We start from the raw sequence: 16,669 nt of genomic DNA, 5'->3' as shown, positions 1-16,669 counted from the left end.
ACCACCCGCCTCACCTGTGACGACGGTCAGGCGTCCTCGGCCAGTTCCAGCCAGCGCATCTCCAACACGTCGCGCTCGGCGACCAGTTCCCGCAGCTCCGCGTCCAGCTTCGCGACCTTCTCGAAGTCCGTGGCGTTCTCGGCGATCTGGGCGTGCAGGGTCGTCTCGCGGGACGACATCTTCTCCAGCTGCCGTTCGACCTTCTGGAGCTCCTTCTTGGCCGCGCGGGCCGCCTGCGCGGAGACCGCGGGCGCCGGGGCGGCGGTCCGCGCGGCGGCCGGGGCGGCCGCGGGGGCGGACGTCTCGGCCTGGCGCTGCCTGCGCTCCAGGTACTCGTCGATGCCGCGCGGCAGCATCCGCAGCGCCTGGTCGCCGAGCAGGGCCATGACCCGGTCCGTGGTGCGCTCGACGAAGAACCGGTCGTGGGAGATCACGAGCATGGAGCCGGGCCAGCCGTCGAGCAGGTCCTCCAGCTGGGTCAGGGTCTCGATGTCGAGGTCGTTGGTCGGCTCGTCCAGGAAGAGCACGTTGGGCTCGTCCATCAGCAGCCGCAGGATCTGGAGCCGGCGCCGCTCGCCGCCGGAGAGGTCGCCGACGGGCGTCCACTGCTTCTCCTTGGCGAAGCCGAACTGCTCGCAGAGCTGTCCGGCGGTCATCTCCCGCCCCTTGCCGAGGTCCACCCGGTCCCGCACCTGCTGGACGGCCTCCAGCACGCGCAGGTTCGGGTCCAGCTCGTGGACCTCCTGGGAGAGGTAGGCGAGCCGGACGGTCTTGCCGACGACGATCTTCCCGGCGGCGGGCTGGACCTCGCCCTCGCTGCGGGCGGCCTCGGCGAGCGCCCGCAGCAGCGAGGTCTTGCCGGCGCCGTTGACCCCGACCAGGCCGATGCGGTCGCCGGGGCCGAGCTGCCAGGTGAGGTGCTGGAGCAGGGTCTTGGGGCCCGCCTGGACGGTGACGTCCTCCAGGTCGAACACGGTCTTGCCGAGCCGGGCGTTGGCGAACTTCATCAGCTCGCTGGTGTCGCGCGGCGGCGGCACGTCCGCGATCAGCTCGTTGGCGGCCTCGATGCGGTAGCGGGGCTTGGCGGTGCGGGCGGGGGCACCGCGCCGCAGCCAGGCCAGCTCCTTGCGCATCAGGTTCTGCCGCTTGGTCTCCTCGGTCGCGGCGATCCGCTCCCGTTCGGCGCGGGCGAACACGTAGTCGCTGTAGCCGCCCTCGTACTCGTGGACCGTGCCGCGCTGCACGTCCCACATGCGGGTGCAGACCTGGTCCAGGAACCAGCGGTCGTGGGTGACGCAGACCAGCGCGGAGCGGCGGGCGCGCAGATGGCCGGCGAGCCAGGAGATGCCCTCGACGTCGAGGTGGTTGGTCGGCTCGTCCAGGACGATGAGGTCCTGCTCGGCGATGAGCAGCTTGGCGAGCGCGATCCGGCGCCGCTCGCCGCCGGAGAGCGGGGCGATGACCGTGTCCAGGCCGTCGGCGAAGCCCGGCAGGCCGAGCCCGCCGAAGAGGCCGGTCAGCACGTCGCGGATCTTGGCGCTGCCCGCCCACTCGTGGTCGGCGAGGTCGCCGATGACCTCGTGGCGGATGGTGGCCCGGGGGTCGAGCGAGTCGTGCTGGGTGAGCACGCCGAGGCGCAGCCCGCCGCTGTGCGTGACGCGGCCGGTGTCCGCCTCCTCCAGCCGGGCGAGCATCCGGATCAGGGTCGTCTTGCCGTCGCCGTTGCGGCCGACGACACCGATCCGGTCGCCCTCCGAGACGCCGAGGGAGACACCGTCGAGCAGGGCACGGGTGCCGTAGACCTTGCTGACCTGCTCGACATTGATGAGGTTGACGGCCACAAACGCTCCAGCTACGAGGAAGACTCCGGCCTTCCAGCGTAGTCGCCGCCGCACGGACCTCCGTACGAGCGCCGATCCGCCCCGGTGTACGTTGCGCGCAAACGATCAGGGGTGGGGATTTCCATGACACGTCGTACGGTTCGCGGGCTGCTGCCCGTACTGATGGCCGCGTCCGCGCTGACCGGCTGCTCGTCGGACGCGGATTCCGGCGCGGACGCGAAGCCGGAGAAGTCCTCGGCGCCCGCGGTGAAGACCGCGGCCAAGGGCGGCACGGTCGGCGGTGCCGGCTCCGGCTGCGAGCTGCCGGTGACGTTCGACCTGGCGAAGGACTGGAAGCCGAAGGCCGTCGAGGTCGACCCGGACTCGGAGCTGGCCGAACTCGGGACGCAGGGCCCGGTCACCATGGTCTGCGAGATCGACGCGAAGCCGGCCGGGCACATCGGGTTCCTGCGGGTCTGGCAGGGCGAGGGCAAGGGCGCTTCGCCGCGCGAGACGCTGGAGGGCTTCGTCAAGGCCGACGAGGACGCCTCGAAGGCCGCGTACAAGCAGGTCACGGCCGGAAAGCTGACGCTGACCGAGGTGGCTTACACGCTCCACAGCGAACTCATGGACGAGGACCGCCCCGCCCACGCCTTCGCCCTCCCGACCCCCGACGGCCCGGTCGTGATCCACCTGGGCGGCCTCGACTCGGACGAGCACGGGGGCATGCTGCCGGCGTACGAGCTGGCGAAGACGTCGGTACGGGTGGGCTGACCCGCCCTACAGGACCGTCGCCCCCCGCGCCGGGGAGGCCGCCGTGCGCGCCGTGCGGCAGGTGCCCGAGGCCGTGAGGGCGGCGGCCACCTCGTGGGCCGTCGCCTCGTCCTCCACGAGGAACGCGGTCGTCGGGCCCGAGCCCGAGACCAGGGCCGCCAGCGCGCCCGCCTCCGTGCCCGCCGCCAGGGTGGCGGAGAGGGAAGGGCGCAGGGCCAGCGCGGGGGCCTGGAGGTCGTTGCTCAGGGTGCCGGCCAGGGCCTTCGGGTCGCCCGATCGCAGCGCGTCGAGGAGGGCGTCCGACGCCACCGGTTCCGGGACGCGGGTGCCCGCCGTGAGGCGGTCGAACTCGCGGTACACCGCCGGGGTGGAGAGCCCGCCGTCGGCCACCGCGAACACCCAGTGGAAGGTGCCGCCCACCTCGACCGGGGTCAGCCGCTCGCCCCGGCCGGTGCCGAGCGCTGCGCCGCCGACCAGGCTGAACGGCACGTCGCTGCCCAGCTCGGCGCAGAGGGCGAGCAGGTCCTCGCGCGGGGTGCCGGTCCCCCACAGCGCGTCGCAGGCCAGCAGGGCGCCGGCCCCGTCCGCGCTGCCGCCCGCCATGCCGCCGGCGACCGGGATGTCCTTGTCGATGTGGAGGTGCACGTCCGGCGCGATGCCGTGGAGCGCGGCCAGTGCGGACGCCGCCCGCGCGGCCAGGTTCGACGCGTCCAGCGGGACCTGCGCCGCGTCCGGCCCGGAGCAGGTGATCCGCAGGCTGTCGGCGGGGGTGGCGGTGACCTCGTCGTACAGGCCGACGGCGAGGAAGACGTTGGCCAGGTCGTGGAAGCCGTCGGGGCGCGCGGCGCCGACCGCGAGCTGGACGTTGACCTTGGCGGGGACCCGTACGGTGACACTCACTGCGCGCTCCCGGTCTCGTGCGTGGCGGTCCGGTCCGTCCGCGGCTTGTTCTCGGCGACCGCCGCGAACTCCTCGATCGTCAGGGACTCCCCGCGCGCCTGCGGCGAGATGCCCGCCGCGACCAGCGCGGCCTCGGCGGCCGGCGCGGAACCGGCCCACCCGGCCAGCGCCGCGCGCAGCGTCTTGCGGCGCTGGGCGAACGCCGCGTCCACCACCGCGAAAACCTCTTCCTTGCTCGCGGTCGTCGCCACCGGCTCGCGGCGGCGCACCAGCGAGACGAGCCCGGAGTCCACGTTCGGCGCGGGCCAGAAGACCTTGCGGCCGATGGACCCGGCGCGCTTGACGTCCGTGTACCAGTTCGCCTTCACCGACGGCACCCCGTACACCTTGTTGCCCGGCCGGGCGGCCAGCCGGTCCGCGACCTCCGCCTGCACCATGACGAGCGTCCGCTCGATGCTGGGGAAGCGGTCGAGCACGGTGAGCAGCACCGGCACGGCGACGTTGTACGGGAGGTTGGCGACCAGCGCCGTGGGCGGTGGGCCCGGCAGCTCGCGTACCAGCATGGCGTCCGAGTGCACCAGCGCGAAGCGGTCGGCGCGGGCGGGCATCCGGGCGGCGACGGTGGCGGGCAGGGCCGCCGCGAGTACGTCGTCGATCTCGACGGCGACCACGCGGTCGGCGGCCTCCAGCAGCGCGAGGGTCAGCGAGCCGAGGCCCGGGCCGATCTCGACCACCACGTCGTCCGGCCGGACCTCCGCCGTCCGCACGATCCGGCGGACCGTGTTGGCGTCGATGACGAAGTTCTGCCCCCGCTGCTTGGTGGGGCGTACGCCGAGGGTGTCGGCGAGTTCGCGGATGTCTGCGGGGCCCAGGAGGGCGTCGGGCTCAGTGGTGCTCACCCGTAAAGCGTACGGGGCCCTGGGCGGGCCCCCACTCAGTAGTCGAACGCCCTGGCCGTGTTGTCCGCGATCGCCTCCGCGAGCACGTCCTCGTCCAGCCCCTTCACCGCCGCCATCGCCCGCAGCGTCACCGGGATCAGGTACGGCGCGTTGGGCCGTCCCCGGTACGGGGCGGGGGTCAGGAACGGGGCGTCCGTCTCGACCAGGACCAGTTCCAGCGGGGCGACCGCCAGCGCGTCGCGCAGCGGCTGGGCGTTCTTGAAGGTCATGTTCCCGGCGAACGACATGAAGTACCCGGCCTCCGCGCAGACCCGGGCCATGTCCGCGTCGCCGGAGTAGCAGTGGAAGACGGTCCGCTCGGGCGCCCCCGCGTCCGCGAGGACGCGCAGGACGTCCGCGTGGGCCTCGCGGTCGTGGATGACGAGGGCCTTGCCGTGGCGCTTGGCGATCTCGATGTGGGCCCGGAACGACTCCTCCTGGGCTGCCATGCCCTCGGGGCCGGTCCGGAAATAGTCGAGCCCGGTCTCGCCCACCCCGCGTACGTGCGGCAGCGCGGCCAGCGCGTCGATCTCGGCGAGGGCTTCGTGCAGCGCGGCGGTGCCGCCGGCCTCGCGCGCGCCCTGCCGCGACCAGCCTCCCCCAGCCCCAGGGGGCTGGGAGGTGCCCCCTTGATCCCCGTGCACGATGCGCGGCGCCTCGTTGGGGTGGAGGGCCACCGCCGCGTGGACGTTCGCGTGCGCGGCGGCGGTCTCGGCGGCCCAGCGGGACCCCTTCACGTCGCAGCCGACCTGGACCACGGTCGTCACGTTCACCGCGGCGGCCCTGGCCAGGCCCTCCTCGACGGTGCCGTCCTGCATGTCCAGGTGGGTGTGCGAATCGGCGACCGGCACCCGGAGGGGTTCCGGCAGGGGCGGGGCTTCGCTGCGGCTCATGGCCACGATCGTACGAGGATCGGGGCGGTCCGCCCGTCGGGGTCGCTACGACGTCACTTGCGGAACGGGTGCAGGAGGTCGGAGAGGTGCCAGTGGTGGCCGGAGGCCGGGACGGCGGTGGCGGCCATGGGCTCCTCGGCCGGCTCCTCCGGGATCAGCGGCCCGGCCGCGGGCTGGGAACGGTTCTGGTTGTACATGAGCTGCTGGACGGTCGAGACCCGGCCGGCCCGCATGATCCGCACGACGTGCCCGCCGCAGTTGGCGCAGGTGGGGGTGGACAGGGGCGAGGGCACCCGTTCCCCGTCCGCCTTGTAGACCACGTAGGCGTGGCCGGACGCGTCGACGTGGTGTTCTATCTCGTACGCCTGCTCCCAGCCGTGTCCGCACCTCATGCAGGCGAAGGCGTATGCCTCGTGTGCGGTGGCTGCTGTGGTGTCGCTCATGCCTGCTCCTCTTGTCCGTCGGACAAGCACTCCGGGGAATGCGCCCTGCCTTCCAGTGGACGCCTTCTCCGGCGGGAGCGCACCGGGCCCTGTCGAGTGTTGGAGCGGTTTTGGCCTTCTCGTGGTCAAAGGTGCCGGTACGCGGCTCTCGCTTTGCTTTTCACGATAGTCCTTTGCCGTCCGCGTGGCCGGTCCGAGCAGCGTTCTTTGCCGACACCACGGCGTCGAACACCTCTCGCTTGGGCACGCCCGCCTCGGCGGCGACGGCGGCGATCGCCTCCTTGCGCCGCTCCCCCGCCTCCTCGCGCACCCGCACCCTGCGCACCAGCTCCTCGGCGTCCGGTTCCTCACCCGTGGAGCTCGCGCCCTCCACGACCACGGTGATCTCCCCGCGTACCTGCTCGGCGGCCGACCAGGCGGCGAGATCGCCCAGCGGACCGCGCTTGACCTCCTCGTACGTCTTGGTCAGCTCGCGGCACACCGCGCCCCGCCGCTCGGCGCCGAAGACCTCGGCCATCGCGGCGAGGGTGTCGTCCAGGCGGTGCGGGGCCTCGAAGAAGACCATCGTGCGGGGCTCGCGGGCGACCTCACGGAGCTTGGTGAGGCGTTCGCCGCCCTTGCGCGGCAGGAACCCCTCGAAGCAGAACCGGTCCACCGGCAGCGCGGACAGGGCGAGCGCGGTGAGCACGGCGGACGGGCCGGGCACGGCGGTGACCTTGATGTCCTGCTCCACGGCGGCGGCGACCAGCCGGTAGCCGGGGTCCGAGACGGACGGCATACCGGCGTCCGTGACCAGCAGCACCCGGGCCCCGCCGGCCAGTGCCTCCACGAGTTCGGGCGTACGGGCGGACTCGTTGCCCTCGAAGTACGAGACGACCCGTCCGGTGGTGTGGACGCCGAGCCCCTGGGTCAGCCGGCGCAGCCTGCGGGTGTCCTCGGCCGCGATGACGTCGGCCGCCTCCAGTTCGGCGGCGAGGCGGGGCGGGGCGTCCGCCAGGTCGCCGATGGGGGTCCCTGCGAGCACGAGCGTTCCAGTCGTTCCAGTCACAAGCCCCATCCTCCCGCACGGGGAGCACCGCTCCCACAGACGTGTTCCCTACGATGGCGCGGTGACGAGTACTGCGCCCGAAGCCCGGCAGGGCCAAGACGCCGGGGAACAGCACGGCCCGGAGCCGACCTCCTGGCAGCGGCGGCTGCGCCGCTTCGGCCACTCCCCGCGCCCGGGAATCGGGTTGCGGGAGCGGCTGATCCCGCCGTACACACGGCCCGGGAAGCAGCTGTGGGCGGTGCTCGGCGTGCCCCCGCTGCTCGCGGACCGGCTGGTCCGCTGGTCGGCGTGGGGCGGTCCGCTGCTGGTGGCGGCGGTCGCGGGGGTGCTGCGCTTCTGGAAGCTGGGCAGCCCGCACGCGGTGATATTCGACGAGACGTACTACGCGAAGGACTCCTGGGCGCTGATCAACCAGGGGTACGAGGGCGCGTGGCCCAAGGACGTCGACAAGCTGATCCTGAACGACCCCTCGCAGGTGCCGGTGCCGACCGACCCCGGGTATGTGGTGCACCCGCCCGTGGGCAAGTGGATCATCGGTCTCGGCGAGCAGATGTTCGGGTTCACGCCCTTCGGGTGGCGGTTCATGGTCGCCGTGCTCGGCACGCTGTCGGTGCTGATGCTGTGCCGGATCGGCCGCCGGCTGTTCCGCTCGACGTTCCTCGGCTGCCTGGCGGGCGGGCTGCTCGCGGTGGACGGGCTGCACTTCGTGATGAGCCGCACCGCGCTGCTCGACCTGGTGCTGATGTTCTTCGTGCTGGCCGCGTTCGGCTGCCTGCTGATCGACCGCGACTGGGCGAGGGCCCGGCTCGCGGCCGCGCTGCCGGTGGACGAGGAAGGCGTGCTGCGTCCCGACGCGGGGATCGCGGAGCACCTGCGCCTGGGGTGGCGGCCGTGGCGGATCGCCGCCGGTGTCTCGCTGGGCCTGGCCGCCGCGACGAAGTGGAACGGCCTGTACATCATGGTCGCGTTCGGCCTGATGACCGTGTTGTGGGACGTGGGCGCGCGCCGCACCGCCGGGGCCGTGCGCCCGTACACGGCGGTGCTGCTGCGGGACGTGCTCCCGGCGTTCGTCTCGGTGGTCCCGGTCGCGCTCGTCACGTACCTCGCGTCCTGGACGGGCTGGATCGTGCGGAACTCGCCGGACCGGCACGGCTACTTCCGGGACTGGGCGACGACCGACGGCAGGGGCGGCAGCTGGACCTGGCTGCCGGACTGGCTGCGCAGCCTGTGGCACTACGAGCACCAGGTGTACGACTTCCACGTCCACCTGACGTCCGGGCACACGTACCAGTCCAACCCGTGGAGCTGGATCGTGCTGGGCCGGCCCGTCTCGTACTTCTACGAGGAGCAGAACGGCTGCGCGGAGTCGGTGACCGGGAAGTGCTCCCGCGAGGTGCTGGCGCTCGGGACGCCGCTGCTGTGGTGGGCGGCCTGCTTCGCCCTGGTGTACGTGCTGTGGCGGTGGGCGTTCCGCCGCGACTGGCGGGCGGGCGCGATCGCCTGCGGGGTGGCCGCGGGGTGGGTGCCGTGGTTCCTGTACCAGGAGCGCACGATCTTCCTGTTCTACGCGGTCGTCTTCGTGCCGTTCCTGTGCCTGGCGGTGTCGATGATGATCGGCGCGATGCTGGGGCCGGCGGCGGAGACGGGGCCCCGGTACGAGCTCGGGCTCGCGAAGCACGATCCCTCCGGGGAGCGGCGGCGGACGCTGGGGGCGGTGGCGGCCGGTGTGCTGGTGCTGCTGATCATCTGGAACTTCATCTACTTCTGGCCGCTGTTCACGGGGACACCGATCCCGGAGGACTCGTGGCGGGACCGGATGTGGCTGGACACCTGGATCTGAGGGCGCCCTTCCCGCCATTCACGTCATGTCCGCGTCGCATTCCGATAACAACCGGTACTCCCGTCACCACGGTCCCGTAAGGTGCCCCGTACAGCCTTCTTGAACGTGTTCAAGAAGCAGGCTCCGGGGGATGGGGACGGCAGGGAATGCGCAGTGGAGCGAAGGTAGGCATAGTCGGCGGGGTGTTCGCGCTCGTGCTGGGCGGGGTGGGGTACGGGGCGTACAACATCCTGGACGGCCTCGGGGACAGCGGTGTCGGCGGCGGTACGAGCACGGCCGCCGACTCCTCCGAGGTGAGGTCCGGCCCGGTCACCGGGGAGGAGATCGCCGACACGTCGAAGAAGTTCCTCGCCGCGTGGGCGGAGGGCGACGCGGCGGTCGCGGCGGCGCTCACCAACAACAAGGCCGACGCGGAGACCGCGTTGACCGGTTACAGCGACACGGCGCACGTCACCAAGGCCGTGATCACCCCGGGCGAGGCGGCGGGCTCGACGGTCCCGTACACCGTGAAGGCGACCGTCTCGTACAAGGGCACGACGAAGTCCTGGTCGTACGCCTCGAAGCTCACCGTCGTACGCGGACTGACCACGGGCCGTCCACTGGTGGACTGGAAGCCCTCCGTCATCCACCCGGACCTCGCCAAGGGCGAGTCCCTGGAGACGGGCGAGTCCTCCACCGCGTCGATCGAGGCACTCGACCGCAACGGGCAGGTGCTCACCAAGGAGGAGTACCCGTCGCTCGGCGGCATCCTGGACGAGCTGCGCAATAAGTACGGCGAGAAGGCCGGCGGCACGACGGGCATCGAGACCTGGATCAACAGCGCGAACGCCGACGGCGCGGACAAGACGCTGCTGACCCTGGTCAAGGGCAAGTCCGGCAAGCTGCAGACAACGATCGACGCGAAGATCCAAGCGGCGGCCGAGCGGGGCGTGAAGAAGTTCGCGGAGGCGTCGGTCGCCGCGGTCGAACCGTCGACGGGGGCGATCCGGGCCATCGCGAACAACCGGGGCGACGGCTTCGACGCGGCCCGGAAGGGCAAGGTCGCCCCCGGCTCCACGATGAAGATCATCACCGCCGCGATGATCATCCAGAACGGCCTGGGCAGCGCCAACGGCCCGGTCAAGTGCCCGTCGTCCGTGCCCTGGCTGGGGGTCACCTTCCACAACCTGAACAACTTCTCGATGCCGAGCGCCACGCTGAAGACGGCGTTCGCCCGGTCCTGCAACACCGCGTTCATCAAGCCGGTGCTGCCCCTGGGCGACAAGCGCGACACCGCGCTGGGCAACGAGGCCAAGCAGTACTTCGGTATCGGCCAGAACTGGCAGTCGGGCATCGTCACGGTCGACGGCAGCGTCCCCGCGTCCCAGGACGCCGAGACGGCCGCCTCGTTCATCGGCCAGGGCAAGATCGAGATGAACCCCCTCAACATGGCCTCGGTGACCGCCACCGCGGTGAAGGGCCAATTCCTGCAGCCATACATCGTCCCCAAGGACCTGGACAACCGGACCTTCGCCGTCGCGAGCCCGCTGCCGCCCGGGGTCTCGTCGCAGCTGACGGAGATGCTCCGCTACACCGCGACCGCCCCCGAGGGCACCGCGACCGAGGCCATGGCGAACGTGCGCGGTGACAAGGGCGCCAAGACGGGCTCGGCGGAGGTCGACGGCCACGCCACGTCCGACAGCTGGTTCACCGGCTTCAGCAACGACCTGGCGGCCGCCGCCCTGGTCCAGTCCGGCGGCCACGGCGGCGACGCGGCGGGCCCGGTCGTCGCGGAGGTCCTGCGGGCGGGGCCGTGACGGGTCCGGCGGACCAGGGGCCCGGGGCGGCGGCGGACCGGCCCGTGCCGGTCGACCCCGGCGTCGGCGTACCCGTCCCCGCCGAGGGCGAGACGTGGGCCGTCGGCGCGGTGATCCTCGACGGCCTGGGCCGCGCCTTCGCCCAGAAGCGCGGCCCCCGCCAGCGGCTGTTCCCCGGCTGCTGGGACATCGTGGGCGGCCATGTGGAGCCCGGCGAGACCCTGTTGACCGCCCTCGCCCGGGAAGTGGGCGAGGAGACGGGATGGCGCCTGCGCCGGCTACGGACCCTGCTCGGCGTCACCACGTGGACCGGCGACGACGGCGGGCTGCGCCACGAGGCGGACTACCTCGTGGAGGTGGACGGCGACCTGGACCACCCCGCCCTGGAGTGGGCCAAGATCAGCGACTACGGCTGGTTCGGCCCCGGGGACCTGGACCGGCTCAAGGAGAACCGCGACCCCGCCGACTTCCTGATCCACGACAGGATCGCCGCCGCCCTGCGGTCCGCCGGGCCTCAGTAGCCCACCGTGAAGTGCCGCTCCCCGCGCGGCCGTTCCAGCTCGTCCAGGACCGCCGCCGCCAAGTCCTCCGCCGCGATGCGGGACGCGCCGTCCTCCGTGGTGAGCAGGGTGGTCGTGCCCCGGCGGTACGTGCCGGTGCGGGGGCCCGGTTCGAGGACGGCCGGCGGGCTGAGGTAGGTCCAGTCGGCAGCCGGGTGCGCCCGGCAGGCGGCGAGCTGGGCGGAGCTGGCGGCGGCCACCGTGCGCCACTGCGGCGGTACGTACGCGGGATCGTCGACCACCAGACGCCCGGGGTGCCCGGGCACCTCCAGCGGGCCCGCGCCGCCGATCACCAGGACGCGCGTCCCGGTCTTCGCCGCAGCGTCCAGCAGGGCGGTCGTCGTCGCCGCGATCGTGTGCTCGCGCCCCACCGGCGGACGGGTGGCGGCCACCACCGCGTCGACGCCCTCGAACAGGGCGCACATCGCGTCGGTGTCGTCCGCGTCGCCCGCCACCGGGGTGACCCCGGGCGGCAGGGTGTCCGGGCGGGTCGAGCGGTACACCGCGAGGAGCGCGTGGCCCCGGTGCGCGGCTTCGGTGACGACGCGGGAGCCGGCCATGCCTGCGGCTCCGAGAACGGCGATCCTCATCGAGGAGTCCTTTCCGGTACGGGAGTGGGGAGGACGACAGGAGCGCGCCCCGGGAGCTGGCCCCCGACGATCGAGGCGAGGGCGAGCGCGAAGCCCGCCAGCTGGACCGGGCCGAGCGTCTGGCCGAGGACGAGCGCGCCCAGGCCGGCCGCGACGAGCGGCGAGAGCAGGCCGAGGACGGCGACCGAGGTCACCGGCAGCGCGCCGATGCCCCGGAACCACAGGGCGTACGTCAGCAGCCCGCCGATCAGGCCCAGCCAGAGGTAGCCGAGCGCGGCGCGGCCGTCGATCGCGGGCGGCGCGCCCTCGGCCAGGAAGGTCACCGGCGCCAGGAAGAGGCCCCCGGCGGTGAGCTGCCAGCCCGTGAAGGCGAGCGGGCCGACGCCCTCCGGCCGCCCCCACCGTTTGGTGAGCGTCACCCCGAGCCCCATCGTCGCGGCCCCGGCGAGGCCCGCGGCCACCCCGGCGGCGTCCAGTTCCGCCCCGGGCCCGATGACCACGAGGCCGACGCCCAGCACCCCCGTAGCGCCCCACAACAGGGGCCGGGCGGACAGGGGCTGGCGCAGGACGGCGACCGCGAGGACGGCGACGACGAGCGGCTGCGCGGCACCGAGGGTGGCGGCCGCACCGCCCGGCAGCCGTTCCGCCGCGATGAACAGCAGCGGCAGGAAGAGCCCGATGTTGAGCACCCCGAGCACCGCCGCCTTCCCCCACCAGGCGCCGCGCGGCAGCGTGCGGGTGACGGCGAGGGCGATCAGCCCGGCGGGCAGGGCGCGCAGGAGGCCGGCGAACAGCGGGTGCCCGGCCGGCAGGAACTCCGTGGTGACGATGTAGGTCGTGCCCCACACCGCCGGGGCGAGCGCGGTCAGGGCGGTGCGGGGCAGCGCCCCGGCAGCCCCCCGCGTGGGTCGGCTTGTCATGTCTCGAAGTCTCGGCCCGGGCCCATTGATGAGTCCAACACATGTCTGTCACGGGATTGATCTCGAATCGCGATGGATGGACGATGCGCCCATGGAGCTCCAGCAGATGCGTTACGTGATCGCCGTGGCCGAGACCAGCAGCTTCACCCGGGCCGCCGAGCGGTGCCTCGTCGTGCAGTCGGCCCTGAGTCATCAGATCGCCCGCCTGGAACGGGAGCTGGGCGGGCGGCTCTTCGAACGGACCACCCGCCGGGTGCGGCTGACCCCGGCCGGCGAGGCGTTCCTGCCGGCCGCCCGCCAGTGCCTGGAGGCCGCCGACCGCGCCGCCGCCGAGGTCGCGGCGGCGGTCGGCGAGGTGCGCGGCCGGCTCGCGGTGGGCCTGATCCCGACGGTCACCGCCGTCGACATCCCGGCCGCCCTGGGCGACTTCCGCCGGCGCCACCCCCACGTGCGCGTCAGCCTGCGCGTGGGCGCCAGCGACGAGCTGGCCGAACAGGTCCGCGAGGGCACCCTCGACGTGGCCTTCCTCGGACTGCCCGCGACCGCAGTGCCCCGGGGCGTCGGCCGCCACGAACTGGCCCGGGACCGGCTCGTCGCCGTGGTCGCACCCGGCCATCCGCTGGCCGGGGCGCCCTCCGTGGACCTGCGGAGACTCGCCTCGGAGGTGTTCGTGGACTTTCCGGCGGGCACGGCCGGACGAGCCCAGACCGACCAGGCGTTCTCCGCCGCCGGACTCGTCCGGGACGTCGCCTTCGAAGTCACCACCGCGGACTACATCGCGAGCCTCGTCACCCCCGGCCTGGCGGTGGCGATGCTGCCCCCGGCGTACGCCGACCGGCTCCCCGGCATCGTCGCGGTCGAGGTGTCCGACGCGCCGGTCCGCGTCCAGCACGCGATCTGGAGCCGTTCCGGCCGCACCCCGGCCACGACGGCGTTCCTGGGGGCGCTCGGCATCCCCGTACCGGACGGGACCGACTCATGAAGTGCCGACACGAAGTATTGACACGCTCTTGTCAGGGACGGAACACTCCAACGGGAGAGCGCTCTCCAAGAATGACCGCACCGCTTCCGTCCTCCCCGGCCGGGCGCTCTCCTCCACCCCGCACTCCCCCACGACGCGCAGGAGGTCTCTCCATGCCACGGAGGTCCAGAACCCTCACCGGACTGCTCTTGTTCACCTCGCTGAGCCTCACCACGGCCGGAATCGCCGGGATCGCCGCGACGGCGAACGCGGCCCCGGAGACGGGCGCAGCCGCGCACACCGAGCACGCGGCCTACTCGATGCCGGGGATGCCCGGCATGCCGGCGTCCACCCGGGCGTCGGGCGACGACCCGGACGGGGACGGCTACATCATGGCCGACCCGCCGGTCACCGGGGTCACCCCCTCGATGGACGTCCCGCCCTCGGCGTACTTCCACGAGTTCCAGGCCAAGTGCGCCCCCACGCACACCGCGCCGGACGACCCGATCGTCTACCCGGGCCAGCCCGGCAAGTCCCACGACCACACGTTCATGGGCAACACCACGACCAACGCCACCACCACGGCCGCCTCGCTGGAGACCGGTAACACCACGTGTCTGGCGCCCGGTGACAAGTCGGCGTACTGGATGCCGAGCCTGTTCAAGGGGGACCAGAAGATCCTCCCCGACGGCGTCCAGACCATCTACTACAAGGCGGGCGTCACCGACTACCGCAGCGTCCGCACCTTCCCCAAGGGCCTGCGGTTCGTCGTCGGCAGCCCGATGCAGAGCAAGGAGGAGTTCAAGAACCTCAAGGGCACCGTGGAGGGCTGGGAGTGCGGTGACTCGTTCAAGAACTACGACTTCCCCGCGTCCTGCCCCGACCGCCGGGACGTGCAGCTCAACCTGCGTCTCCAGGCGCCGAGTTGCTGGGACGGCATCCACCTGGACACGCCGGACCACAAGAGCCACATGGCATACCCGGTCGCGGGCGGCGCCAACTACAACTCCTGCCCGGCGGACCACCCGGTCGCGCTGCCGATGATCGAGTTCAAGATGGCGTGGCCGGTCAACGGTGACATGTCGCAGGTGAGGCTGGCGAGCGGGGCGGGCTACTCGTTCCACTACGACTTCATGAACGCCTGGGACACCGCCACGCTGGACGCGATGGTCACCCACTGCATCAAGGGCGGCCTCCAGTGCGACCCGCACGGCTACGACGAGAACCACCCCGACAAGGGCGCGGTGCTCGACGGGAACTACCGGCTGCCGTAACCGGCGGTGCGCGCACCCCCACAGGTCCGGGGCCTTTTTTCGGCCCTCATCGGAGAGCGCTCTCCATGATCGCGGAGGCCCCGGACCACGCGCGCACGACACCCCCCAACTCCCCCCACACGCAAGGAGAGAGACGCATGCACCATCCCCCCACCCGCACGACCCGCACCACCCGGCGCCTGCTGGCCCCGGTCGCCGCGGCCACCCTCCTCGGCGGCGGGCTGCTCGCCCTCCAGGCGCCTGCGGCACAGGCGGCCGGCAACGTCGTCAAGGTCACCGGTACGCAGGGCGACTGGCAGCTGACCGTGGACGGTTCGCCGTATACGGTCAAGGGCCTCACCTGGGGCCCCTCGGTCGCGGACGCCGGGAAGTACCTGCCCGACCTGGCGTCCATGGGCGTCAACACGATCCGCACCTGGGGCACGGACGCCACCAGCAAGCCGCTGTTCGACACGGCGGCGGCCAACGGCGTCAAGGTGATCGCCGGCTTCTGGCTCCAGCCCGGCGGCGGCCCCGGCAGCGGCGGCTGCGTCGACTACCTCACGGACACGCAGTACAAGAACGACATGCTCGCCGAGTTCCCCAAGTGGGTCGACACCTACAAGGACAACCCCGGCGTGCTGATGTGGAACGTGGGCAACGAGTCCACGCTCGGCCTGCAGAACTGCTACGGCGGCGACGAGCTGGAGGCCCAGCGCAACGCGTACACCTCCTTCGTCAACGACATCGCAAAGAGGATCCACGAGGTCGACCCCAACCACCCGGTCACCTCCACCGACGCGTGGACCGGCGCCTGGCCGTACTACAAGAAGAACGCCCCGGACCTGGACCTGTACGCGGTCAACTCCTACGACGCGGTCTGCAACGTCAGGTCGGACTGGGAGCAGGGCGGTTACGACAAGCCGTACATCGTCACGGAGACCGGTCCGGCCGGTGAGTGGGAGGTGGACGACGACGCCAACGGCGTACCGGAGGAGCCCACCGACGCCGCGAAGGCGGAGGGTTACACCGAGGCGTGGGGCTGCGTCACGGGGCACACGGGAGTGGCCCTGGGCGCCACGATGTTCCACTACGGCACCGAGGACGACTTCGGCGGTGTGTGGTTCAACCTGCTGCCGGGCGGCGAGAAGCGGCTCTCGTACTACGCGGTGAAGAAGGCGTACGGCGCCGGCACCTCCGGTGACAACACCCCGCCGGTGATCTCCGACATGACCGTGGAGAACGCCACCGAGGGCGTCCCCACCGGCTCCGACGTGCGCGTCAGCACGCACACCACGGACCCGGACGGCGACGCGATCACGTACCAGGTCCTGTTCAGCAGCAACTACATCGACCAGAACAAGGCCCTGGTCCCCGCCGAGACCAAGGACAACGGCGACGGCACCCTGACCGCGAAGACACCCGGCAGGACGGGCGTCTACAAGGTGTACGTGAAGGCCCGGGACGGCCACGGCAACGTGGGCATCGAGACCAAGTCCCTCAAGGTGGTCCCGCCCGAGGTGGACGGCACCAACGTCTCGCAGGGCAAGCCCGCCACGGCCTCCTCCTTCCAGACGGACCCGACCGGCGGCTGCCCGTGCGGCGCGGACAACGCGGTGGACGGCAGGTCCGACACCCGCTGGGCGAGCGACTGGAGCGACCCGCAGTGGCTCCAGGTCGACCTCGGCACCTCCACGGCCATCAAGCACGTGCAGCTCGCGTGGGACCCGGCGTACGCGAAGGGCTACGAGATCCAGACGTCCGAGGACGGCCGGAACTGGACGACGATCAAGACCGTGACCGACGGCAACGGTGACATCGACGACCTCGACGTCACCGCCACCGGCCGCTACGTCCGCGTCAACGGCACCGCGCGCGGCACGGGCTGGGGCTACTCGCTGTACGAGTTCGGCGTCTACAGCTGACGTCCGCG

15 protein-coding genes are annotated in these 16,669 nt (G+C 72.3%); 7 read left to right on the top strand and 8 right to left on the bottom strand.

The window, feature by feature from the left end; genetic code table 11:
- Positions 1–26 precede the first annotated feature (26 nt).
- Entirely contained in the window at positions 27–1,841 is a 1,815-nt protein-coding gene (locus tag ABZ565_RS07455; protein ID WP_361021515.1) for an ABC-F family ATP-binding cassette domain-containing protein, read from the bottom strand.
- 123 nt (positions 1,842–1,964) lie between these two features.
- Between ABZ565_RS07455 and ABZ565_RS07450 the strand changes: the two genes are divergently transcribed.
- On the top strand, positions 1,965–2,594 hold the full coding sequence (locus tag ABZ565_RS07450) for a lipoprotein (protein WP_361021512.1): 630 nt from the start codon (positions 1,965–1,967) through the stop codon (positions 2,592–2,594).
- Positions 2,595–2,600: 6 nt separating this feature from the next.
- Here the strand turns inward: ABZ565_RS07450 and ABZ565_RS07445 are convergent, their stop codons facing one another.
- From ABZ565_RS07445 to rsmI, 5 genes are all read right to left on the bottom strand, one after another.
- Positions 2,601–3,494 carry a 4-(cytidine 5'-diphospho)-2-C-methyl-D-erythritol kinase gene (locus tag ABZ565_RS07445; protein ID WP_361021509.1) on the bottom strand — a complete coding sequence of 298 codons (894 nt, stop codon included), beginning with the start codon at positions 3,492–3,494 and terminating at the stop codon, positions 2,601–2,603.
- The gene (rsmA, locus tag ABZ565_RS07440; protein WP_361021506.1) at positions 3,491–4,393 is read right to left on the bottom strand and encodes a 16S rRNA (adenine(1518)-N(6)/adenine(1519)-N(6))-dimethyltransferase RsmA; all 903 of its coding nucleotides are present in this window, start codon (positions 4,391–4,393) and stop codon (positions 3,491–3,493) included. Before rsmA ends, ABZ565_RS07445 begins: the two co-directional genes overlap by 4 nt.
- 35 nt (positions 4,394–4,428) lie before the next feature.
- Positions 4,429–5,325, bottom strand: a complete 897-nt coding sequence (locus ABZ565_RS07435) for a TatD family hydrolase (protein ID WP_361021504.1) — start codon at positions 5,323–5,325, stop codon at positions 4,429–4,431.
- Positions 5,326–5,378: 53 nt separating this feature from the next.
- On the bottom strand, positions 5,379–5,768 hold the full coding sequence (locus tag ABZ565_RS07430) for a hypothetical protein (protein ID WP_361021501.1): 390 nt from the start codon (positions 5,766–5,768) through the stop codon (positions 5,379–5,381).
- Between the two features lie 160 nt (positions 5,769–5,928).
- A complete protein-coding gene (gene rsmI, locus ABZ565_RS07425) occupies positions 5,929–6,825 on the bottom strand; it encodes a 16S rRNA (cytidine(1402)-2'-O)-methyltransferase (RefSeq protein WP_361021498.1) in 897 nt (298 codons plus the stop codon).
- Positions 6,826–6,877: 52 nt separating this feature from the next.
- Here rsmI and ABZ565_RS07420 point away from each other — a divergent pair, with 52 nt between their 5' ends.
- From ABZ565_RS07420 to ABZ565_RS07410, 3 genes are all read left to right on the top strand, one after another.
- Positions 6,878–8,656: a phospholipid carrier-dependent glycosyltransferase gene (locus ABZ565_RS07420; protein WP_361021495.1), complete on the top strand. Its 1,779-nt coding sequence runs from the start codon at positions 6,878–6,880 to the stop codon at positions 8,654–8,656.
- Positions 8,657–8,802: 146 nt separating this feature from the next.
- Positions 8,803–10,452 carry a penicillin-binding transpeptidase domain-containing protein gene (locus tag ABZ565_RS07415; RefSeq protein ID WP_361021492.1) on the top strand — a complete coding sequence of 550 codons (1,650 nt, stop codon included), beginning with the start codon at positions 8,803–8,805 and terminating at the stop codon, positions 10,450–10,452.
- Positions 10,449–10,973 carry an NUDIX domain-containing protein gene (locus ABZ565_RS07410; protein ID WP_361021489.1) on the top strand — a complete coding sequence of 175 codons (525 nt, stop codon included), beginning with the start codon at positions 10,449–10,451 and terminating at the stop codon, positions 10,971–10,973. The genes ABZ565_RS07415 and ABZ565_RS07410 overlap by 4 nt, the downstream gene beginning before the upstream one ends.
- On the opposite strand, the gene ABZ565_RS07405 is transcribed toward ABZ565_RS07410, so the two are convergent.
- On the bottom strand, positions 10,967–11,602 hold the full coding sequence (locus ABZ565_RS07405) for an NAD(P)H-binding protein (RefSeq protein ID WP_361021486.1): 636 nt from the start codon (positions 11,600–11,602) through the stop codon (positions 10,967–10,969). The genes ABZ565_RS07410 and ABZ565_RS07405 overlap by 7 nt on opposite strands.
- Entirely contained in the window at positions 11,599–12,522 is a 924-nt protein-coding gene (locus ABZ565_RS07400) for an EamA family transporter (protein WP_361021483.1), read from the bottom strand. The genes ABZ565_RS07405 and ABZ565_RS07400 overlap by 4 nt, the downstream gene beginning before the upstream one ends.
- A gap of 91 nt (positions 12,523–12,613) precedes the next feature.
- Between ABZ565_RS07400 and ABZ565_RS07395 the strand changes: the two genes are divergently transcribed.
- From ABZ565_RS07395 to ABZ565_RS07385, 3 genes are all read left to right on the top strand, one after another.
- Entirely contained in the window at positions 12,614–13,504 is an 891-nt protein-coding gene (locus ABZ565_RS07395) for a LysR family transcriptional regulator (protein ID WP_361021480.1), read from the top strand.
- Positions 13,505–13,656: 152 nt separating this feature from the next.
- Complete coding sequence (locus ABZ565_RS07390; RefSeq protein ID WP_361021477.1) at positions 13,657–14,757, top strand: DUF1996 domain-containing protein; 1,101 nt, start codon at positions 13,657–13,659, stop codon at positions 14,755–14,757.
- Positions 14,758–14,894: 137 nt separating this feature from the next.
- Entirely contained in the window at positions 14,895–16,661 is a 1,767-nt protein-coding gene (locus ABZ565_RS07385; protein ID WP_361021474.1) for a discoidin domain-containing protein, read from the top strand.
- Positions 16,662–16,669 lie beyond the last annotated feature (8 nt).

It is taken from the genome of Streptomyces sp. NPDC016469, assembly GCF_040632905.1.
In the GTDB taxonomy this organism is placed as follows: domain Bacteria; phylum Actinomycetota; class Actinomycetes; order Streptomycetales; family Streptomycetaceae; genus Streptomyces.
The sequence above is the reverse complement of the archived record's forward strand: the minus strand, read 5'-3'. Positions and strand labels throughout refer to the sequence as shown.